Raw genomic sequence first — 18814 nt, 5'->3', positions numbered from 1 at the left:
GGCTGCCTAGGCTCTATTTCCATGGGATCGGTCAACAGGGTGTACATCGCGCGGCTCGCGCGAATGTTGGTGTTGGGTCCACTCGGGGAATCCGTCGGTCGGATCCGCGACGTGGTGATCAGCATCAGCATCGTCCGCCAGCAGCCGCGGGTCCTGGGACTGGTCGTCGACCTCGCGACCCGGCGCAGCATCTTCATCCCGATCCTGCGGGTCGCGTCCATCGAGCCCAACGCCGTGACGCTGAGCACCGGCAACGTGTCCCTACGCCACTTCGTGCAGCGACCCGGGGAGGTGCTGGCGATCGGCCAGGTGCTGGACACTCAGGTCAAGGTCAACGACCCCGAACTGCCGGAGCTGGCCGGCCTCGACGTGGTGGTCACCGACCTGGGCATCGAACAGAACCGGACGCGCGACTGGATGGTGAGCCGGGTCGCCGTGCGCACCCATCGGCGGCTCGGACGGCGCGGTCCCGTGCACGTCGTGGCCTGGCAGAGCGTGCAGGGTTTGACCCCGTCGGCCCTGGCCTTGCCGGGGCAGGGCGTGGCGCAGCTGCTGGGCCAGTTCGAAGGGCGCAAGCCGGTCGATGTGGCCGACGCGATCCGCGGACTGCCGGCCAAGCGCCGCTACGAGGTGCTCAGGGCGCTCAACGACGACCGGCTGGCCGACATCCTGCAGGAGTTGCCGGAGCAGGATCAGGCCGAGGTCCTCTCGCAGCTGGGCACCGAGCGATCGGCCGACGTGCTCGAGGAGATGGATCCCGACGACGCCGCCGACCTGCTCGGCATGCTGAACCCCACCGACGCCGAGATGCTGCTGACCCGGATGGACCCCGACGAGTCCGCCCCCGTGCGCCGGCTGCTGACGCATTCGCCGGACACCGCGGGCGGCCTGATGACCTCCAATCCGGTGGTGCTCACCCCCGACACGTCGGTCGCGGAGGCGCTGGCACGGGTCCGCGATCCGGACCTGAGCACCGCCCTGTCGTCGATGGTTTTTGTCGCGCGGCCGCCGACGGCGACGCCGACGGGCCGCTACCTGGGCTGCGTGCACTTGCAGCGGCTGCTGCGCGAGGCGCCGGCCGAGCTGGTCGGCGGGATCGTCGACAGCGAGTTGCTCACGCTGACACCGGAGACTCCGCTGGTCGCCGTGACCCGCTACCTCGCCGCGTACAACCTCGTGTGCGGTCCCGTCGTCGACGACCAGAACCACCTGTTGGGCGCGGTCACGGTGGACGACCTGCTGGATCACCTGCTGCCGCACGACTGGCGCGTGGACATGCAAGAACTCGACACCGCCGGCCGGTTCGAAGGACTGGGAGGATCCTCGTGAGCAAATCCACGGCTCCGCGAGGGCTGTACACCCCGCGGACATCGCGCAGATACTCGCCGCGGCTGGACCCCGAGACCGTCGGGCAATTCACCGAGTCCATCGCGCGGTTCTTCGGCACCGGCCGCTACCTTTTGCTGCAGACGGTCGTGGTGTTCGTGTGGATCGCATTGAACCTGTTCGCGGTGACGGTGCGCTGGGACCCCTACCCGTTCATCCTGCTGAACCTGGCGTTCTCGACCCAGGCCGCCTACGCGGCCCCGCTGATCCTGCTGGCGCAGAACCGGCAGGAGAACCGCGACCGCGTCACGCTCGAAGAGGACCGCCGTCGCGCCGCCCAGACCAAGGCCGACACCGAGTACCTGGCCCGCGAATTGGCCGCGTTACGCCTGGCCGTCGGCGAGGTGGTGACGCGTGAATACCTGCGCCACGAGCTGGATGACCTGCGCGAAAGGCTGGCCAATCTGCAGCCCGGGACCCCGGACTCGGGGCCTCCGCGGCAGGGCGACAACTTGGAGCGCGCGGCTAAGAAATCCAGGTGAGAACCTCTTCAACCATTGCGCCACTCGTGTCACAAGAGTTATGTATGGTGATCTGGTTCACCGAGCTAACAGAAAGTACGCCCAGCTCACACTAGGACGGTCGAGTGCGCATAGGGGGAAGCCGGGGTGCGAGCCCGGCCGCCGCGACTGTGCGGCAGCGAGCACTTCGGAACACGCGCAAGCCGATATTCGGCGTCGCCATGATTACTCCATTGGTCTTCGCGGGTGCCGTCAGCGGGGCGGCTCCTGAACTTCCGGCGCACATGCCGCCGGTCCACGCCGCCGTCACTCCGGTGGCCGCGGTCTCGCCCTCCTTCCCGGACCTCTCCGGGCCCGCCATCGTCCCAATCGACCGCAGCCCCACCGCCTTTCACGTCGCCGAGCCCGCGCTGTCCGCGCCGCCGCCGGCGATGATCGTCAATGCGCGTGGCGCACTGGGCATTCCGAGCATCGCATTGGCCGCCTACCGCAATGCGGAGCAGAAGATGGCCGTCGCCGCCCCGGGTTGCGGCGTCAGCTGGAATTTGCTGGCCGGCATCGGGCGCATCGAATCGGGCCACGCGGGCGGCGGTGCGGTGGATGCACGCGGAACCGCGATCAACCCGATCTACGGCCCGTCGCTGGACGGCACGCTGCCCGGCAACGAGGTCATCATCCAGAGCAGCGCCGGCAATCGCGTCACCTACGCCCGCGCGATGGGACCGATGCAGTTCTTGCCGGGGACCTGGGCGCGCTACGCCTCCGACGGCAAGGGCGACGGCGTCGCCGACCCGCAGAACCTGTTCGACTCGACGCTCGCGGCCGCCCGGTACTTGTGCAGCGGCGGGCTGAACCTGCGTGATCAGTCGCAGGTGCTGGCCGCGATTCTGCGCTACAACAACTCGATGCCCTACGCGCAGAACGTGCTGGGCTGGGCGGCGGCCTACGCCACGGGCGTCGTCCCGGTCGACCTGCCGCCGATGACCGGACCGCCGCCGCCGCTGGGCGACGCGCACCTCGAGCATCCCGAGGGGCTCGGGCCCAACCTGCCGATGAACATCAACGGCCTGCCGATGGACGACCCGCTGGCGCGCGTGCCGCTGATCGACCTGAGCAGCCCGGCGATGGTCAGTCCGCCGCCGATGTTCCCCTGGATGTCTCCCACGCCTCAGCAGGCGCCGACCCAACTTCCCGGGTGCACCGTGATCTGCATCGGCACCCAAAGCGCGGCGCCAGCGGGGGCTCCGCCGCCGTTCGCGCCGCCTGCGCCCTTCGCGCCGCCGCCGCCGTTCGCTCCGCCGCCGCCGTTCGCTCCGCCGCCTCCGGATGTCGTCGCGCCCCCGGCACCAATCGCGCCGCCGGCACCCCCGGTTGCGCCGCAAGCCGCACCGTCGCCCAAGCCGGCCGCTCCCCCGGCGGCGCCGAATGCGTCAGCGCCGCATAAGCCCGCGCCGGGCCCGGCCAACTGACCCCACGGCGATCGCAAGCGCGGCAACGCCGGGCGCAGCGGGTCGCCGCCAACTGACCCCGCGGCGATCGCAAGCACGGCAAAGCCGGGCGCAGCGGGTCGCCAATAAACCGCTCCGTCGCACACGCCTACACTCGGCGGTGATGTCCAGCCACGACTCTTCTGACGCAGCCGACCTGAGCGCGGCGATCCGCACCGCACTGGGGAAGGTGATCGACCCCGAACTGCGGCGCCCCATCACCGATCTCGGGATGGTCAAAAGCATCGACACCGAACCCGACGGCTCGGTTCACGTCGCGATCTATCTGACCACCGCCAGCTGTCCGAAGAAGAACGAGATCAGCGACCGGGTCAGCCAGGCGGTCTCAGACGTCCCGGGCACCGGCGCGGTGAAGGTCACCCTGGACGTGATGAGCGACGAACAGCGCACCGAGCTGCGCAAGCAGCTGCGCGGTGACGCCCGCGAGCCGATTATCCCGTTCGCACAACCGAATTCGCTGACGCGAGTCTATGCGGTCGCGTCCGGGAAGGGCGGGGTCGGCAAGTCCACCGTCACGGTCAACCTGGCCGCGGCGATGGCGGCCCGCGGCCTGTCCGTCGGGCTGCTGGACGCCGACATCCACGGCCATTCCATCCCCCGGATGATGGGCACCACCGACCGGCCCACCCAGGTCGAGTCGATGATCCTGCCGCCCATCGCGCACGAGGTGCGGGTCATCTCGATCGCTCAGTTCACCGAGGGCAACACTCCGGTGGTGTGGCGCGGGCCGATGCTGCACCGCGCGCTACAGCAGTTCCTGGCCGACGTCTACTGGGGCGACCTGGACGTGCTGCTGCTCGATCTGCCGCCGGGGACCGGCGACATCGCCATCTCGGTGGCTCAGCTGATCCCCAACGCGGAGATTCTGGTGGTGACGACGCCACAGCTGGCGGCGGCCGAGGTCGCCGAGCGGGCTGGCAGCATCGCGCTGCAGACGCGCCAACGCCTCGCCGGCGTCGTGGAGAACATGTCCGGGCTCACGCTGCCGGACGGCTCCACGCTCAAGGTGTTCGGTGAGGGCGGCGGCGAGCAGGTGGCCGAGCGGTTGTCGCGCGCGGTCGGCGCCGATGTGCCGCTGCTGGGCCAGATCCCGCTGGATCCCGAGCTGGTGGCCGCGGGCGATTCCGGCGTTCCGCTGGTGCTGAGCGCGCCCGATTCGCCGGTGGGCAAGGCGCTGCGCGGGGTGGCCGACAGTTTGTCCTCGCGTCGGCGTGGGCTGGCCGGCGTATCGCTGGGGCTCGATCCCAAAGGCCGCTGAAACCGGTTCAGGTCGCGTCCGTGTCGAACGGAGTGCGGCCGCCCGTCTGTTGTTCCGCCCCAAGCGTCTGCCCGTTCGCCGGCGTGGGAGGCGCGGGTGGCGGCGTCTCCGGCGGGGCGCCGTTCACCGGCCTGTCGAAGTTTCCGGTCAGGAACGAGTCGTCGCCGTCCAGCAGGTGCTTGGTCAGCGCGGCGCGGGGGGTCATGCCGCGCAGCTTCTGCAATTCGCTGAGCGGACCCCGCAGGTCGTCGAACTCGGGCCCGAGGTCCTCGCGCAGCTGACTGGTCACACCGCTGAGGTAATCGCGCGCCTGACGCAGTGCGTTGGCCGACCATCGGATGGCGCCGGGGAGCCGTTCGGGGCCGAGGACCACCAACCCGACCACGACGAGGACGAGCATCTCTCCCCAGCCGACGTTGGCGAACATCTAGCCGCTATCCGGGTCCGGTTTCACCGTCAGGGTGACGTGGCGGCCATCGCGGACCACCTCGATCGGGGAATCCTGGCCGATGGTCAGCTGCCGCACCGCGACCACGAACTCGTCGGCGTCGGCCACCTTGCGGTTACCCACCTTGACGACGACGTCGTTTTCCAGGACGCCGCCCTTCTGCGCCGGGCTTCCCGCCTTCACGTTGGCGACCTGGGCGCCGGACGCAATCGCATTGCTCACCGAGCGGGTGCTGACGCCCAGCGTCGGGTGCACGATCTTTCCGTCCCGGATCAAGGTCTGGGCGACTTCCTTGGCCTCGTTGATCGGGATCGCGAAGCCGAGCCCACTTGCGCTGTCCGACAACGACTTACCCGCGGTGTCGATGCCGATCACCTGGGAATCCATGTCGATCAGCGGGCCACCCGAGTTGCCGTGGTTGATCGACGCGTCGGTCTGCAGGGCGTCGATCACCGTGTCGGTGTCCGAGCCCTCCCCGGACAGCGGAACCGGCCGGTGCAGCGCGCTGATGATGCCGTGCGTCACGGTGCTGCGCAGCCCCAGCGGCGCACCCGCGGCGAGGACCTCGTCACCCACCCGCACCTTGTCGGAATCGCCCAGGCGCGCCACGCTCAGGTTGTCGACGTTGTCGACCTTGATCACCGCCAGGTCGGTCTTGGGGTCGCGCCCGACGAGGTTGGCCGGTACTTCCTTGCCGTCGTTGAACACCACGGTGGTCTTGAACTGGCTGGGGTTGTTCGCCGCCTCGGAGATGACGTGGTTGTTGGTGACGATGTAGCCGCGCCCGTCGATGACGACGCCGGAGCCCTGCATGCCCTCCTGGTCACTCTTGGACTCGATGGTCACCACGGAGTTCGCGGTCGCGGATGCCACCTTGGCGAAGCGCCCGGCCGGGCCTTCCCCGTTGCCGTTGGTCGACAGCGTCACCTTGGAGGTGGTGAACGCCTCGGCGACCTCGGCCGTCTTGCGGCCCACCACCCCGCCAACGAGGCCGATGACCAACGCGATGAGCGCCAACACGAGCAGCGCGAGGTAGGACACCCGGCCGCCGAACAGCACGTCGCGCACGCCCAGTTTGCCGCCGTAGCCCAGGGCGGAGCGCGACGTCGATGGCGCGACCGCCGGCGTTCCCAGGGCCGCCGCGGCCCCCGGGTCGCGCCAGGGGTCGTCCAACTCGTCGGGCTCCCCGCCGTTTTTCTCGGCGGCCAGCGCGCCGACGTCCACGGGGTGGCGTTGCAGCGAATCGGGGCTACCCTCCGGCCGGTGGAACGCCTCCTCGAGGACGGGGTCGGCCGGACGATCGCTCGGCCGGAATTCGGCCTGGTCCCGGTACTTCTGCGGGCGGACGCGCTCGGCCACGAACGACCCGCGCAACCCGTCGGGACGACTGAACTCCCGACGCGATGCGGGGTCGACCGGCGGACGCGAGACGGGGCGCGGCGCCAGGCGATTGCCGCTGTCATTGCTTCGGTCGAAGCCTTGGTCGGACGTCACGTTATCCCTTTTGGATCCTCTACTTGAGCGCTCGAGACGGGCCTTTACCGGCCTATATACGCGGCGCCGGCGTTGTCCGTGTCCACCCTAGTATCCACGGCGCGCCGTAGGGCGACATGAACGAGCGTGTGGGGCCAGTACGCAGCGGGTCCGACTATCGGCGCCGGCGCCGCTCGCGGGCCTCGCGGTCGGCGAAGGGGTCGGAGGCCGGCGCGGTCGAGTCGTCGCGCGAGTCGTAGGGAATGTCGGCCAGCATGCCGAGCAGCGTGCTGGGGATGCGGATGGGGTGGGAGTCGCGCAGCGCCGCGCGCGTCCGACTCTGATCGTCGACCTCGGCCGCGCACTGGGGGCACATCGACAGGTGATGCGCGGCCCGCAGGTGAGCGTTCATCCGCAACTCGCCGTCGACGAACGCGGCGATTGCCTCGACGGACAGGTGCTCGGTGGAACCGAACTGGCGGGGTGCGCCCACGGGCGCGTCGCTCTGGGAGGCGAACTGGGCGGGAAGCCAGGAGAACGCGCGGCGGAACACATGTCCTCGATCGGGCATTACCAGCTCCTTGCCACTCATTCTCATTGCCGCCTCCTCTCGAATGTAGCGCGAGCCGGTGCGCAATACCGCAGCTACGGGCGCAAAGCCGCTGAATATCTACCTGATCGCTCCGCTGCCGAGACAGGCGGGGCGACGCTGCCTACGCCGACTGGGCGCGCAGTTCCTGCCGACCGGAGTGGGCGGCCAGGTAGTCCCGCAAGGCTTGGCGTCCGCGGTGGATGCGGCTGCGGACGGTCCCGAGCTTCACGCCCAGGGTGGCACCGATCTCCTCGTAGGACAGGCCTTCGATGTCGCACAGGACGACGGCCGCGCGAAATTCCGGCGGCAGCGAATCGAGCGCGGCCTGCAAATCGGGCCCCAGCCGTGAATCGTGATAGATCTGCTCGGGGTTGGGCTCGTCGGCGGGCACCCGCTCGTAATCCTCGGGCAGCGCCTCCATCCGGATGCGCGCGCGTCGGCGCACCATGTCGAGGAAGAGGTTGGTGGTGATGCGGTGCAGCCACCCTTCGAACGTTCCCGGCTGATAGTTCTGCACGGACCGGAAGACCCGGATGAAGGTCTCCTGCGTGAGGTCCTCGGCGTCGTGCTGATTGCCGGAAAGCCGGTAGGCCAGCCGGTACACCCGGTCGGCGTGCTGGCGTACCAGCTCGTCCCACGACGGCATGGCCGCCTTGTCCCCGGTCGCGTCGAAAACCGCGGTCCCCTGCGGGGCATCCGAGGGCTCCACCCACTCGTCGGTGGGGCGCTCTTGCGCGTGCGACATGCTGGACGGACTGAGAAGAGTGGTGATGATCAATTCCTCCGAATCGGGTGCGCCACCCAGTGGCACTTCGTCATTGACGGCAACAGGCAGCTGCCATTCGGTATTCCCAGTCCAACGCGCTCCGCGATCCATACGGACACCGTCGCGTATCGGCGTATGTGCGGTATATGAACAATCTGAGCTGCGCCTGAGAAACCGTTTCGTGCCCTGCGTTGTGCAGGAGATATCCACCGCGCGGTGACCTTAAACGCGCCTGGCCTCTTGGGCGTGTCGCCAGCGTGCGGTTCAGGCGCGCCTGTCCGTTCGTGCGATGAATTGGAATACGCTGCGGGCATGGACGGCACCGACGCAGAAGCCCCTGGCCACACGGCGCCCAGCCGGGCCGAATCGCTGTTTGCCCACGCCGAGGGATCGATATCGGAGGACGCGCTGCTGGCCGCCGCCCGGGAGCGGGCCGTCGACATCGGGGCGGGCGCGGTGACGCCGGCCGTCGGGGCGTTGTTGAGCATGCTGACGAAGCTGAGCGGTGGCAAGGCCGTCGCCGAGGTGGGCACCGGCGCGGGTGTCAGCGGCTTGTGGTTGCTGTCGGGCATGAGCGACGACGGCGTCTTGACCACGATCGACATCGAGCCCGAATACCTGCGGCTGGCCAAGCAGGCGTTCACCGAGGCGGGCATCGGACCGTCGCGCAGCCGGCTGATCGGCGGCCGCGCCCAAGAGGTGCTCACCCGGCTCGCCGACGAGTCCTATGACCTGGTGTTCATCGACGCCGACCCGATCGATCAGCCGGACTACGTCGTCGAGGGCGTCCGGTTGCTGCGCCCGGGCGGCGTGATCGTGGTGCACCGGGCCGCGCTGGGCGGGCGGGCCGGCGATCCGGCCGCCCGCGACGCCGAGGTGGTGGCGGTGCGCGAGGCGGCCCGCCTCATCGCCGAGGACGAGCGGCTCACCCCGGCGCTGGTGCCGCTCGGCGACGGCATCCTGGCCGCCGTTCGCGACTGATTCGCACTTTTACGAATTCTTGACGCGGGTCGTCCTTGACCGCGGGCTGAACGCGTGTTTAGTGTACTGAACATGCGTTCAGCCGACCTGACGGCCGCCGCCCGGATCCGCGATGCGGCCATCGAGCAGTTCGGCGAGCACGGGTTCGGTGTCGGGCTTCGCGCCATCGCCGAAGCGGCGGGCGTGAGTGCCGCGCTGGTGATCCACCACTTCGGCTCCAAGGAGGGCCTGCGCAAGGCCTGCGAGGACTACATCGCCGAAAAGATCCGCAACACCAAGTCCGAGGCTATCCAGTCCAACGACCCGGCCACCTGGTTCGCCCAGTTGGCAGAGATCGAGGACTACGCACCACTGATGGCATACCTGGTGCGCAGCATGCAGACCGGCGGCGATCTGGCGAACATGATGTGGCGCAGGATGATTGACAACACGGAAGGGTACATGGAAGAGGGCGTGCGCGCCGGGACGATCAAACCCAGCCGCGATCCCCAGGCCCGGGCCAGGTATCTGGCGATCACCGGAGGCGGCGGATTCCTGCTCTACATCCAAATGCACGAAACACCAACGGATCTGCGCGCGGTGCTGCGCGACTACTCGCGCGACATGATCCTGCCCGCCCTCGAGGTCTATACCGAAGGGCTGCTGACCGACCGAACCATGTACGACGCGTTCCTGGCTGCCGAAGATCAAGGAGAATCCCATGGCACCTGAAAATTCAGTCGGCTCCGCCCCAATCGAAATCCGGGGTCTCACCAAGAAATTCGGCGCGGTGCGGGCGCTGGATGGCCTCGATCTCACTGTGCGGGAGGGGGAGGTCCACGGATTCCTCGGCCCCAACGGCGCCGGGAAGTCCACCACCATCCGCATCCTGCTGGGCCTGGTGAAGGCCGACAGCGGTAGCGTGCGGTTGCTGGGCGGTGATCCCTGGACCCAATCCGTTGCGCTGCATCGTCAAATCGCTTACGTTCCTGGTGATGTGACGCTGTGGCCGTCGCTGACAGGTGGAGAGACCATCGACCTGCTGGCCCGCATGCGCGGCGGCATCGACAAGCGGCGCCGCGCGGAGCTGATCGAGCGCTTCGATTTGGACCCGCACAAGAAGGCCCGCACGTATTCGAAGGGCAACCGCCAGAAGGTCTCCCTCATCTCGGCGTTCTCGTCCCATGCCAGGCTGCTGCTCCTGGACGAGCCCAGCAGTGGACTGGACCCGCTGATGGAGAACGTGTTTCAACAGTGCGTGGCGCAGGCCCGCGACCGGGGCACGACGGTGTTGTTGTCCAGCCACATCCTGGCCGAAACGGAAGCGTTGTGCGAACGCGTGACGATCATCCGGGCGGGCAAGACCATCGAAAGTGGTTCGCTGAGCTCCATGCGGCATCTGAGCCGCACCGCGATCAGGGCCGAAATGACCGGCGATCCGGGCGATCTCAGGCGGATCAAGGGCGTCGAGGACATCAGCGTCGAGGGTAATACGCTGCGCGCCCAGGTCGATAGCGAAAGCCTGGGTGAGCTCATCCGCGTCCTCGGTGACGCCGGCGTGAGCAGTCTCGTCAGCCAGCCGCCGACGCTCGAAGAGCTCTTCTTGCGCCACTATGACACGTCCGGAGACGCGTCCGGCGGCGACGGCCGGCACGGGCGCGATGCGCAAAAGGTGTCGTTGTCATGAGCGCGACCACACTGGACCGGCCTTACGCGTCGGCATCGCCTGCGCCCCAGCGCAGTTCGAACTTCTCCGGAACGCTTGCGATGTTGCGGCTCTACCTGCGCCGGGATCGGCTCTCGTTGCCGCTGTGGGTGTTTCTGCTGTCGGTGCCGCTGGCGACGGTGTACGTCGGCAGCATCGAAAAGATCTACCCCACCGAGGCCGCCCGTGCCGGGTTCGCCGCCTCCATCATGGCCAGCCCGGCCCAGCGTGCGCTGTATGGCCAGGTCTACAGCGACAGCCTTGGCGCCGTGGGGATTTGGAAGGCCGGAATGTTCCACGTGCTGATCGCGGTGGCCGTCATCCTCACCATGATCCGGCACACCCGCGCCGACGAGGAGAACGGACGGACCGAGTTGGTGGACTCGACCGCGATCGGCCGCTACGCCAGCCTGAGCGCGGCGCTGCTGCTGTCTTTCGGGGCCTCGCTCGGCACGGGCGCGATCGGCGCGGCCGGGCTGCTGAGCACCGACGTCCCGGCGGCCGGGTCGCTGGCGTTCGGTGCGGCGCTGGCCTGCTCCGGCCTGGTGTTCACCGCGGTCGCCGCGGTGACCGCGCAGTTGTCGCCCAGCGCCAGGTTCGCCCGCGGTGCCGCGTTCGCCGTCCTGGGAACCGCGTTCACGCTGCGCGCCGTCGGCGACGCCGGGTCGGGCACACTGTCGTGGCTGTCTCCGCTGGGGTGGTCGCTACTGGTCAAACCGTATGCGGGTGATCGCTGGTGGGTGCTGATGCTGCACCTGGTCACCGCGTCCGCGTTGACCATGGTGGCGTATTGGCTGCTCGCCGGCCGCGACGTCGGCGCGGGGCTCATCGCGGAGCGGCCCGGTCCCGCGACCGCCGCGCCGGCGCTGAGCAACACGTTCGGGCTGACGTGGCGTCTCGACCGGGCCGCGCTGCTGTTGTGGACGGTCGGACTGTGCCTGTACGGATTGCTGGTGGGCAGCGTGGTGCACGGCATCGGTGACGAGCTGGGCGACAGCGGTCCGGCCCGCGACATCGTCGCGCGGATGGGCGGCACCAGCGCCCTCGAGCAGGCCTTCATCGCCGTGGCTTTCGCCATGATGGGCATGGTGGCCGCCGCGTTCGCCGTTTCGCTCACGTTGCGGTTGCACCAGGAAGAATCCAGCCAGCGAGCCGAAACGGTGCTGGCCGGCGCGGTGTCGCGAACTCGTTGGCTCGCGAGCCATTTGGTGACCGCGCTGGGTGGATCCGCGCTCGCGATGCTGGCCTGCGGGGTAACCGCCGGAGTGGTCTACGGCATCGCGGCCGGCGATGTGGGCGGCAAACTCGCGATGGTCGTCGCAAGCGCGGCGGTCCAACTCCCGGCCGTCTGGCTGTTGTCGGCCGTGACGCTCTGTGTATTCGGCGTCGCGCCGCGGTTCACACCGGTGGCCTGGGGCGTGCTGATCGGTTTCATCGCTTTGTACCTGATCGGATCGTTGGCCCGGTTCCCGCAGTGGTTGCTCGACCTCGAACCGTTCGGGCACATCCCGAGAATTGGCGCCGATTTCAACGCCGTGCCCTTGCTATGGCTACTGGCCATCGACGTAGGGTTGGTAATTCTGGGCGCCCTGGCTTTTCGGCGCCGCGATCTACGCTGCTAGGAGCGAGATGAAAACCGGGATCCGCGTGACGACGACATCCCTCGGAGGCATTCTCTCGTGGGTGTTGATCCTGCTCTTGCCGGCGGGCACGCTGCACTACTGGCAGGCGTGGGTTTTCATCGCCGTGTTCACGGTGGCGACGATCGTGCCCACGGTCTACCTGAGCAGGGCCAACCCCGCGGCCCTGCAGCGGCGCATGCGTGCCGGCCCGCGGGCCGAACCCCGAACCTCGCAGAAGTTCATCATCACCGCCTCGTTCCTGGGTCTCTTCGCGACGATGGTGTTCAGCGCGCTCGATCATCGGTTCGGCTGGTCGTCGGTACCGGTCTGGCTGTCGCTGCTCGGCGATCTGCTGGTGGCGACCGGGCTCGGCATCGCCATGCTGGTGATCGTCCAGAACAGTTATGCCGGCGCCACGGTCACGGTGGAAGCGGACCAGACCTTGGTGTCCGGCGGCCTGTATCGATTCGTGCGCCATCCGATGTACGTCGGAAACGTGATCATGATGATCGGTATCCCCCTGGCGCTCGACTCGTATTGGGGGCTGCTCTTCGTCATCCCCGGCACCATCGTGCTCGCGCTGCGCATCTTCGACGAAGAGAAGCTCCTCTTCGACGAGTTGCCCGGGTACCGCGAATACGCCGAGCGCGTGCGCTACCGGTTGGTTCCCTACCTCTGGTAGCCGGCGCACCGACGGTATTGGCCCGGCGTCGCCGCCACCAGGCGCGACGAACGGTGTTGCGGATCAACGACTTTCGTCGCGTCGGCGCCGAGGCACGGTTCGCGGTGTTTGACCGAGCTAGATCCAGACGCCCTTGCCCACCGCGACCACACCGCCGGCGCTGATCGCGAAGCGCTCGCGGTCCTTCTCCAGGTCCACCCCGACCATCTCGCCCGGCCCCACGACCACGTTCTTGTCCAGGATCGCGTGGCGCACCACCGCGCCACGGCCGACGCGAGCGCCGGGCATGATCACGCTGCCCTCCACGATCGCGCCGTCGTCGACCACAACGTTGGACGAAAGCACCGAGTTGCGCACCGAGGCCGCCGAGATGATGCTGCCGGCGCCCACCACCGACTCCTGCGCGGAACCGCCGTTGACGAACTTGGCCGGCGCCAGGTTCTCCGACTCGCCGCGGATCGGCCAGCGCTTGTTGTAGAGGTTGAACACCGGATGCACCGACACCAGGTCCATGTGTGCGTCGTAGAACGCGTCGAGAGTTCCGACGTCACGCCAGTAGGCCCGGTCACGGTCGGTCGCGCCGGGCACCTCGTTGTCGCTGAAGTCGTACACCGCGGCCATCCCGTCGTCGACCAGTCGCGGGATGATGTCACCACCCATGTCGTGATCGGAATGGTCGTCGTCGGCGTCCGCGCGGATCGCGTCGATGAGCACCTTGGTGGTGAAGATGTAATTGCCCATCGACACGAACGTCGTCTCGGGGTCGTCCGGGGTGCCGGGCGGATCCAGCGGCTTCTCCACGAATTGGCGGATGCGCCCGGACTCGTCGGAGTCGATACACCCGAACGCGGTGGCCTCGCTGCGCGGCACCCGGATGCCGGCGACGGTCGCGCCCGCCCCGCTGTCGATGTGGAACCGGACCATCTGCTCGGGATCCATCCGGTACACGTGGTCGGCGCCGAAAACCACTATGTAGTCGGGGTCTTCGTCGTAGATCAGATTGAGCGACTGGTAGATCGCGTCGGCCGAACCGGTGTACCAGCGCGGACCGAGCCGCTGCTGCGCGGGCACCGGGGTGATGTACTCACCGGCCAAGCCGGACAACCGCCAGTTCTGTGAAATGTGACGGTCCAGTGAATGCGACTTGTACTGCGTCAGAACGCAGATCCGCAAATAGCGGGCGTTGACGAGGTTGGACAGCACGAAGTCGATCAGCCGATAGGCGCCCCCGAAGGGAACCGCGGGCTTGGCGCGATCCGCGGTCAGCGGATACAGCCGCTTGCCCTCACCGCCGGCCAGGACGATGCCCAGCACGTGTGGTGCTTCCCTCATGGTGTCAAACCTATCGGCCGCCGCGAAACGCTGCCAGGGGGAAGGGGCTATTGCCCGCGTTCTGTGGGGCTGTCCGTCAAGGTATTTGGCTGCGGGCGCACCGAGGGTGCCGCCCGGCTCGCGGCCCTCCCCGTCGCGGAACTACCGTGCGGGTATGCGGGTGGCGATGATGACTCGGGAATACCCCCCAGAGGTCTACGGAGGGGCGGGCGTACACGTCACCGAACTCGTCAGCCAATTGCGCCGGCTGTGCGCGGTGGACGTGCATTGCATGGGGGCACCCCGGCCGGGCGCCCAGGGCGTGCAGGTGCACCAGCCCGACCCGCGGTTGCAGGGCGCCAACGCGGCGATGACGACGCTGTCCGCCGACCTGCTGATGGCCAACGCGGCGTCGGCGGCCACCGTGGTGCATTCACACACCTGGTACACCGGCATGGCCGGGCACCTGGCCGCGCTGCTCTATGACGTCCCGCACGTGTTGACCGCGCATTCGCTCGAGCCGCTGCGCCCGTGGAAGGCCGAACAACTCGGCGGGGGCTACCGGATCTCGACCTGGGTCGAACACACCGCGGCGCTGGCCGCCGACGCGGTCATCGCGGTGAGCTCCGCGATGCGCGAGGACATCCTGCGCGTCTACCCCGCGCTGGATCCCGGAGCCGTGCACGTCATCCGCAACGGCGTCGACACCGACGTGTGGTGCCCGGCGGCCCCATCGCAGGGCGAGTCGATGCTGGCCGCACTGGGTGTCGATCCGGACCGTCCCCTGGTGGTGTTCGTGGGCCGCATCACCCGGCAGAAGGGCGTCGCGCACCTGGTGGCGGCCGCCCACCGGTTCAGCCCGGAGGCGCAGGTGCTGCTGTGCGCCGGGGCGCCCGACACCCCGGAGATCGCCGAGGAGATTCGGGATGCGGTCGCCGGCCTGGCCCGCGCACGCACCGGCGTCTTCTGGATCCGGGAAATGCTTCCCATCGGCGAGTTGCGCGAAATCTTATCGGCCGCAGCGGTTTTCGTGTGCCCGTCGGTGTATGAGCCGTTGGGCATCGTGAATCTGGAGGCGATGGCCTGCGGGGCCGCGGTGGTGGCCTCGGATGTGGGCGGGATCCCGGAGGTGGTCGCCGACGGGGTCACCGGGACTTTGGTGCATTACGACCCCGGCGATGTGGCGGGCTATCGGGCCGGACTGGCCGAGGCGGTCAACGAGCTCGTCGCCGACCGCGGAAAAGCGCAGCGCTACGGCAAGGCAGGACGCCAACGCTGCGTCGAGGAGTTCTCGTGGGCCCACGTCGCCGAGCAGACCCTGGAGATCTATCGGAAGGTGTGTGCGTAGCACCGCCGAATCGTTCGGCGGCAAGCCCTAGCTGGAGCTTGTGACGCCCTTGAGTTCGTCACCGAGGGCAGCGGCTTCGTCGGGCGTCAGCTCGACGACCAGTCGACCTCCACCTTCAAGTGGTACCCGCATCACGATGCCGCGCCCCTCCTTCGTTGCTTCAAGAGGACCGTCTCCGGTCCGGGGCTTCATCGCCGCCATCGAGTGCTCCCTCCAGGTTCGAGCTGGCCCGCCCGCGCGGACCTGGTCGGCACCGAGCACGCCCGGCCAGCGAACTTCAAGCCATGCCCGGCCACGAACTGACTTATCACCCCTCCATTGTTCCCTATCCAGGTCACCGCTCGTACAAAGACCCACAACTGTGTGCTCAGCGGGCGGTCGCGGGCACCCAGCAACCCCGGATATGGTCGTCGACCATGCCGGTTGCCTGCATCAACGCGTAGGCGGTGGTCGGACCGACGAAGCGGAACCCGCGCCTCTTGAGTTCACGGGCCATGGCCTTCGATTCGTCAGTGGCCGAGGGAATTTCGGATGCGTCGGCCGGGCGTGACCGCGGCGACGGCGCAAACGACCACAGCAGCTCCGCCAGGTCCGCCGGAGTACCCAGCTCCGCGGCCGCGCGCGCGTTGGCGATCGTCGCGTCAATCTTGGCGCGGTTGCGCACGATTCCCTGATCGGCCATCAGCCGCTGCACGTCGCCGTCGCCGTACTCGGCGACCGTCGTGATGTCGAACCCGGAGAACGCGCGCCGGAAATTCTCCCGCTTGCGCAGGATGATCAGCCACGACAGGCCGCTCTGAAAGGCCTCCAGGCTCATCCGTTCGAACAGGGCCACCCCGTCGTGCAGCGGGCGGCCCCATTCCTGGTCGTGGTAATCGCGGTACATCTCGAAGTCCGGCCCGGGCCGAATGGCCGCCCAGCTGCACCGAACCAGCTCGTCTTCACTCACATTCAGTCCTGACGATCCTCGCCCTCGCCGGGTTCCGCCGAATCGTCCTCGGTGTCCTGGTCGGCGGCGGGCGCGGCGTGCGCCTCCACGACCGAGGCCAGCTGGCCGCGCAGGGCCTCCAGCTCGCGGGCGAGGCGGTCCAGCACCCAGTCCACCTCGCTGGTCTTGTATCCGCGCAGCGTCTGGGTGAACTTGACGGCGTCGACGTCGGAGCCGGTCACCCCGTAGGCCGGCAGCACGGTCGCCGTCGTCCCCCGGGGCAGGGGCGGCAGCTGCTCGCCGCGACCGAACAACAGGCTGGCCGCGCCGAACAGGACGATCGCCACCAGCACCAGGACCACCAGGTACAGCAACACCAACGCCACGGGATCGATACTGCCCTATGCCGCCGACACGGCGATGCGCAGCGTGACGGCGTCGGCGGCTATCGGGGCCTGATCGCCTGCATCGGCGGCCGGTCCGCCAGCGACACCGGCGAGGTGTGCTGGGTGTAGCCCTCGCCGTCGGGCCCGTGGGCCACGAACTGGGTCAGGCCGACCCCGGAGTCGGGGATCCCGCAGCGCGACAGCAGGGTCGCGATGACCTGGCGGCTCATCGCGCCCAGCTCGGCCAGCGGTCGGTTGCGGTGCTCCCGCACGCCCAGGTTGACCTGGGCGATCGCGTCCAGCCCCAGCCGGTCGAAGGTGTCCACCAGCAGTCCGATCTCCACGCCGTAGCCCGGGGCGAACGGCACCGACGTCAGCAATTCGCGGGTGGCCGCGTATTCGCCACCCAGCGGCTGCAGCACAGCGCCCAGCTCGGGGCGCAGCGCCGCGAGCAACGGCCGGGCCACCAGCTCGGTGACCCGCCCGCCGCCGGTCGCGCCCGCGCTGCCGCCCACGTCGGCGACGTTGAGGGGCCGCCGGTAGAAGCTCTTGACCAGGTGAATGCCGCGGGAGGGTGGGCAGGTGAGCAGCGGGCCGACCAGCCACGGCACGAACATCGGGTGCGGGTTGATCAGGTCGGAGTCGACGAACACCACGATGTCGCCGCGGGTGGCCGCCAGCGACCGCCACAACGCCTCGCCCTTGCCGGGCCGTATCGGCACCTCGGGCAGCGCCTGCTCGCGACTGACCACGCGGGCGCCGGCGGCGACCGCCCGGATCTCGGTGTCGTCGGTGGAGCCGGAGTCCAACACGATCAGCTCGTCGACCAGCCCGTCGACCAGCGGTGAGATGCTGTCGATCACCGACTCGATGGTGTCTTCCTCGTCGAGGGCCGGCAGCACCACCGAAATGGTCCGCCCGGCCTTGGCCGCCTCCAGCTCGGCGACGGTCCAGCTCGGACGGTTCCAGCTGCGGTCGGCCAGCCAGGTGTCCCCCGGCCTCGCGGCGAGCAACCCGTCGCTGGCCAGATCGCCCGCGACCAGGTCCGACATCGTCATGCGAGCCCCCTCACCGTGCGGGCCGGCCGGCGCGTCCCCTGGATCGAGGCCACCATTTCCAGCACCCGGCGGGTGGCGGCGACCTCGTGCACGCGAAACATCCGCGCACCGGCGGCCGCGGCCAGCGCGGTGGCCGCCAACGTTCCCTCGAGCCGCTCGGTCAATTCCACACCCAGAGTCTCCCCGACGAAGTCCTTGTTACTCAAAGCCATCAGCACCGGCCACCCGGTATCGACGAGATCGCCGACGTGCCGCAACAGCAGCAGCCCGTGGAAGGTGTTTTTGCCGAAGTCGTGCGTCGGGTCGATGAGCACCCGGTCGCGGGCCACCCCGCACGCGACCGCCCGCTCGGCGGCGGCGGTGACCTGGGCGATCACGTCGTCGACGACGCCGCGCGTGGCGGTTCCGTAGTTCACCCGGAACGGGCGCGTGCGCGGCTGCGCGTTGCCGGTGTGCGAACAGACCAGACCCGCCCCGAACTCCGCGGCCACCTCCGGTAGGGCGGGGTCGACGCCTGCCCAGGTGTCGTTGATCAGGTCCGCCCCGGCCGCGCAGGCCACCTTGGCGACCTCCGAGCGCCAGGTATCGGCGCTGATCACGTGGTCGGGATAGGCGTCGCGCAACCATTCGATGAACGGCACCAGCCGGGCGATCTCGGTGTCGGCGTCGACCTCTTGGCCCGGGCCGGCCTTGACGCCACCCACGTCGATGACGTCGGCGCCGTCGGCCACGGCCCGGTGCACGGCCGCCCGGGCGGCCTCGTCGCTGAAGGTCGCGCCCCTGTCGTAGAACGAGTCCGGGGTGCGGTTGACGATCGCCATGATCAGCGCGCGATCGGCTGACACGGGACGGCCGCAGAACGACGATTGCACGCGTCTATGGTGCCTGGTCGCTGAACAGCGTGCAGTGCCAGGTCGCGAGC

The 18814-nt window shown here is 68.8% G+C and carries 20 protein-coding genes; 10 read left to right on the top strand and 10 right to left on the bottom strand.

From position 1 onward, the window contains the following. Positions 1-21: 21 nt before the first annotated feature. The 4 genes from W7S_RS06245 (at position 22) to W7S_RS06230 (ending at position 4613) form a co-directional block, all read left to right on the top strand. Complete coding sequence (locus W7S_RS06245; RefSeq protein ID WP_014711068.1) at positions 22-1329, top strand: magnesium transporter MgtE N-terminal domain-containing protein; 1308 nt, start codon at positions 22-24, stop codon at positions 1327-1329. Beyond that, on the top strand, positions 1326-1868 hold the full coding sequence (locus W7S_RS06240; RefSeq protein ID WP_008254638.1) for a DUF1003 domain-containing protein: 543 nt from the start codon (positions 1326-1328) through the stop codon (positions 1866-1868). The genes W7S_RS06245 and W7S_RS06240 overlap by 4 nt, the downstream gene beginning before the upstream one ends. A gap of 104 nt (positions 1869-1972) precedes the next feature. After that, the gene (locus W7S_RS06235; RefSeq protein WP_176476788.1) at positions 1973-3316 is read left to right on the top strand and encodes a lytic transglycosylase domain-containing protein; all 1344 of its coding nucleotides are present in this window, start codon (positions 1973-1975) and stop codon (positions 3314-3316) included. A 142-nt stretch (positions 3317-3458) separates the two neighbouring features. Continuing rightward, positions 3459-4613, top strand: coding sequence for an Mrp/NBP35 family ATP-binding protein (locus W7S_RS06230; protein ID WP_008254633.1), 1155 nt, complete (start codon positions 3459-3461; stop codon positions 4611-4613). Between the two features lie 7 nt (positions 4614-4620). On the opposite strand, the gene tatB is transcribed toward W7S_RS06230, so the two are convergent. From tatB to sigE, 4 genes are all read right to left on the bottom strand, one after another. After that, complete coding sequence (gene tatB, locus W7S_RS06225) at positions 4621-5040, bottom strand: Sec-independent protein translocase protein TatB (protein WP_014711066.1); 420 nt, start codon at positions 5038-5040, stop codon at positions 4621-4623. Then, positions 5041-6555, bottom strand: a complete 1515-nt coding sequence (locus tag W7S_RS06220) for a S1C family serine protease (RefSeq protein ID WP_008254629.1) — start codon at positions 6553-6555, stop codon at positions 5041-5043. A 154-nt stretch (positions 6556-6709) separates the two neighbouring features. Beyond that, positions 6710-7105, bottom strand: a complete 396-nt coding sequence (gene rseA, locus W7S_RS06215; RefSeq protein WP_014711065.1) for an anti-sigma E factor RseA — start codon at positions 7103-7105, stop codon at positions 6710-6712. Positions 7106-7247: 142 nt separating this feature from the next. Next, complete coding sequence (gene sigE, locus W7S_RS06210; RefSeq protein WP_036428615.1) at positions 7248-8003, bottom strand: RNA polymerase sigma factor SigE; 756 nt, start codon at positions 8001-8003, stop codon at positions 7248-7250. A gap of 201 nt (positions 8004-8204) precedes the next feature. Between sigE and W7S_RS06205 the strand changes: the two genes are divergently transcribed. The 5 genes from W7S_RS06205 to W7S_RS06185 all read left to right on the top strand — a co-directional run bounded on the left by W7S_RS06205 (position 8205) and on the right by W7S_RS06185 (position 12861). Further along, positions 8205-8873, top strand: coding sequence for an O-methyltransferase (locus tag W7S_RS06205; protein WP_008254624.1), 669 nt, complete (start codon positions 8205-8207; stop codon positions 8871-8873). 72 nt (positions 8874-8945) lie between these two features. Further along, positions 8946-9584, top strand: coding sequence for a TetR/AcrR family transcriptional regulator (locus W7S_RS06200; RefSeq protein WP_008254623.1), 639 nt, complete (start codon positions 8946-8948; stop codon positions 9582-9584). Next, positions 9574-10539 carry an ABC transporter ATP-binding protein gene (locus W7S_RS06195; RefSeq protein WP_014711064.1) on the top strand — a complete coding sequence of 322 codons (966 nt, stop codon included), beginning with the start codon at positions 9574-9576 and terminating at the stop codon, positions 10537-10539. The genes W7S_RS06200 and W7S_RS06195 overlap by 11 nt, the downstream gene beginning before the upstream one ends. Beyond that, positions 10536-12179, top strand: a complete 1644-nt coding sequence (locus tag W7S_RS06190; RefSeq protein ID WP_085976430.1) for an ABC transporter permease — start codon at positions 10536-10538, stop codon at positions 12177-12179. Before W7S_RS06195 ends, W7S_RS06190 begins: the two co-directional genes overlap by 4 nt. Positions 12180-12186: 7 nt before the next feature. After that, a complete protein-coding gene (locus W7S_RS06185; RefSeq protein ID WP_008254618.1) occupies positions 12187-12861 on the top strand; it encodes an isoprenylcysteine carboxylmethyltransferase family protein in 675 nt (224 codons plus the stop codon). Positions 12862-12978: 117 nt separating this feature from the next. On the opposite strand, the gene glgC is transcribed toward W7S_RS06185, so the two are convergent. Next, a complete protein-coding gene (gene glgC, locus W7S_RS06180) occupies positions 12979-14193 on the bottom strand; it encodes a glucose-1-phosphate adenylyltransferase (RefSeq protein WP_008254617.1) in 1215 nt (404 codons plus the stop codon). 154 nt (positions 14194-14347) lie between these two features. On the opposite strand from glgC, the gene glgA reads away from it, so the two are divergent. Continuing rightward, positions 14348-15520, top strand: coding sequence for a glycogen synthase (gene glgA, locus W7S_RS06175; protein ID WP_014711062.1), 1173 nt, complete (start codon positions 14348-14350; stop codon positions 15518-15520). 27 nt (positions 15521-15547) lie between these two features. Here the strand turns inward: glgA and W7S_RS25925 are convergent, their stop codons facing one another. The 5 genes from W7S_RS25925 to folP form a co-directional block, all read right to left on the bottom strand. Further along, complete coding sequence (locus W7S_RS25925) at positions 15548-15721, bottom strand: DUF3117 domain-containing protein (RefSeq protein WP_003878471.1); 174 nt, start codon at positions 15719-15721, stop codon at positions 15548-15550. A gap of 166 nt (positions 15722-15887) precedes the next feature. Beyond that, complete coding sequence (locus tag W7S_RS06170) at positions 15888-16469, bottom strand: DNA-3-methyladenine glycosylase I (RefSeq protein ID WP_008254610.1); 582 nt, start codon at positions 16467-16469, stop codon at positions 15888-15890. A gap of 2 nt (positions 16470-16471) precedes the next feature. Then, on the bottom strand, positions 16472-16834 hold the full coding sequence (locus W7S_RS06165) for a DivIVA domain-containing protein (RefSeq protein ID WP_008254608.1): 363 nt from the start codon (positions 16832-16834) through the stop codon (positions 16472-16474). 59 nt (positions 16835-16893) lie between these two features. Then, the gene (locus W7S_RS06160) at positions 16894-17892 is read right to left on the bottom strand and encodes a glucosyl-3-phosphoglycerate synthase (RefSeq protein WP_008254606.1); all 999 of its coding nucleotides are present in this window, start codon (positions 17890-17892) and stop codon (positions 16894-16896) included. Beyond that, positions 17889-18764 (bottom strand): dihydropteroate synthase, encoded by an 876-nt coding sequence (folP, locus tag W7S_RS06155; RefSeq protein WP_008254605.1) that lies wholly within the window; start codon positions 18762-18764, stop codon positions 17889-17891. Before folP ends, W7S_RS06160 begins: the two co-directional genes overlap by 4 nt. Between the last annotated feature and the right edge of the window lie 50 nt (positions 18765-18814).

This window comes from Mycobacterium sp. MOTT36Y, assembly GCF_000262165.1.
GTDB classification, from domain to species: domain Bacteria; phylum Actinomycetota; class Actinomycetes; order Mycobacteriales; family Mycobacteriaceae; genus Mycobacterium; species Mycobacterium intracellulare.
Note: the sequence above shows the minus strand (reverse complement) of the source record. Positions and strands in the feature narration are given on the sequence as shown.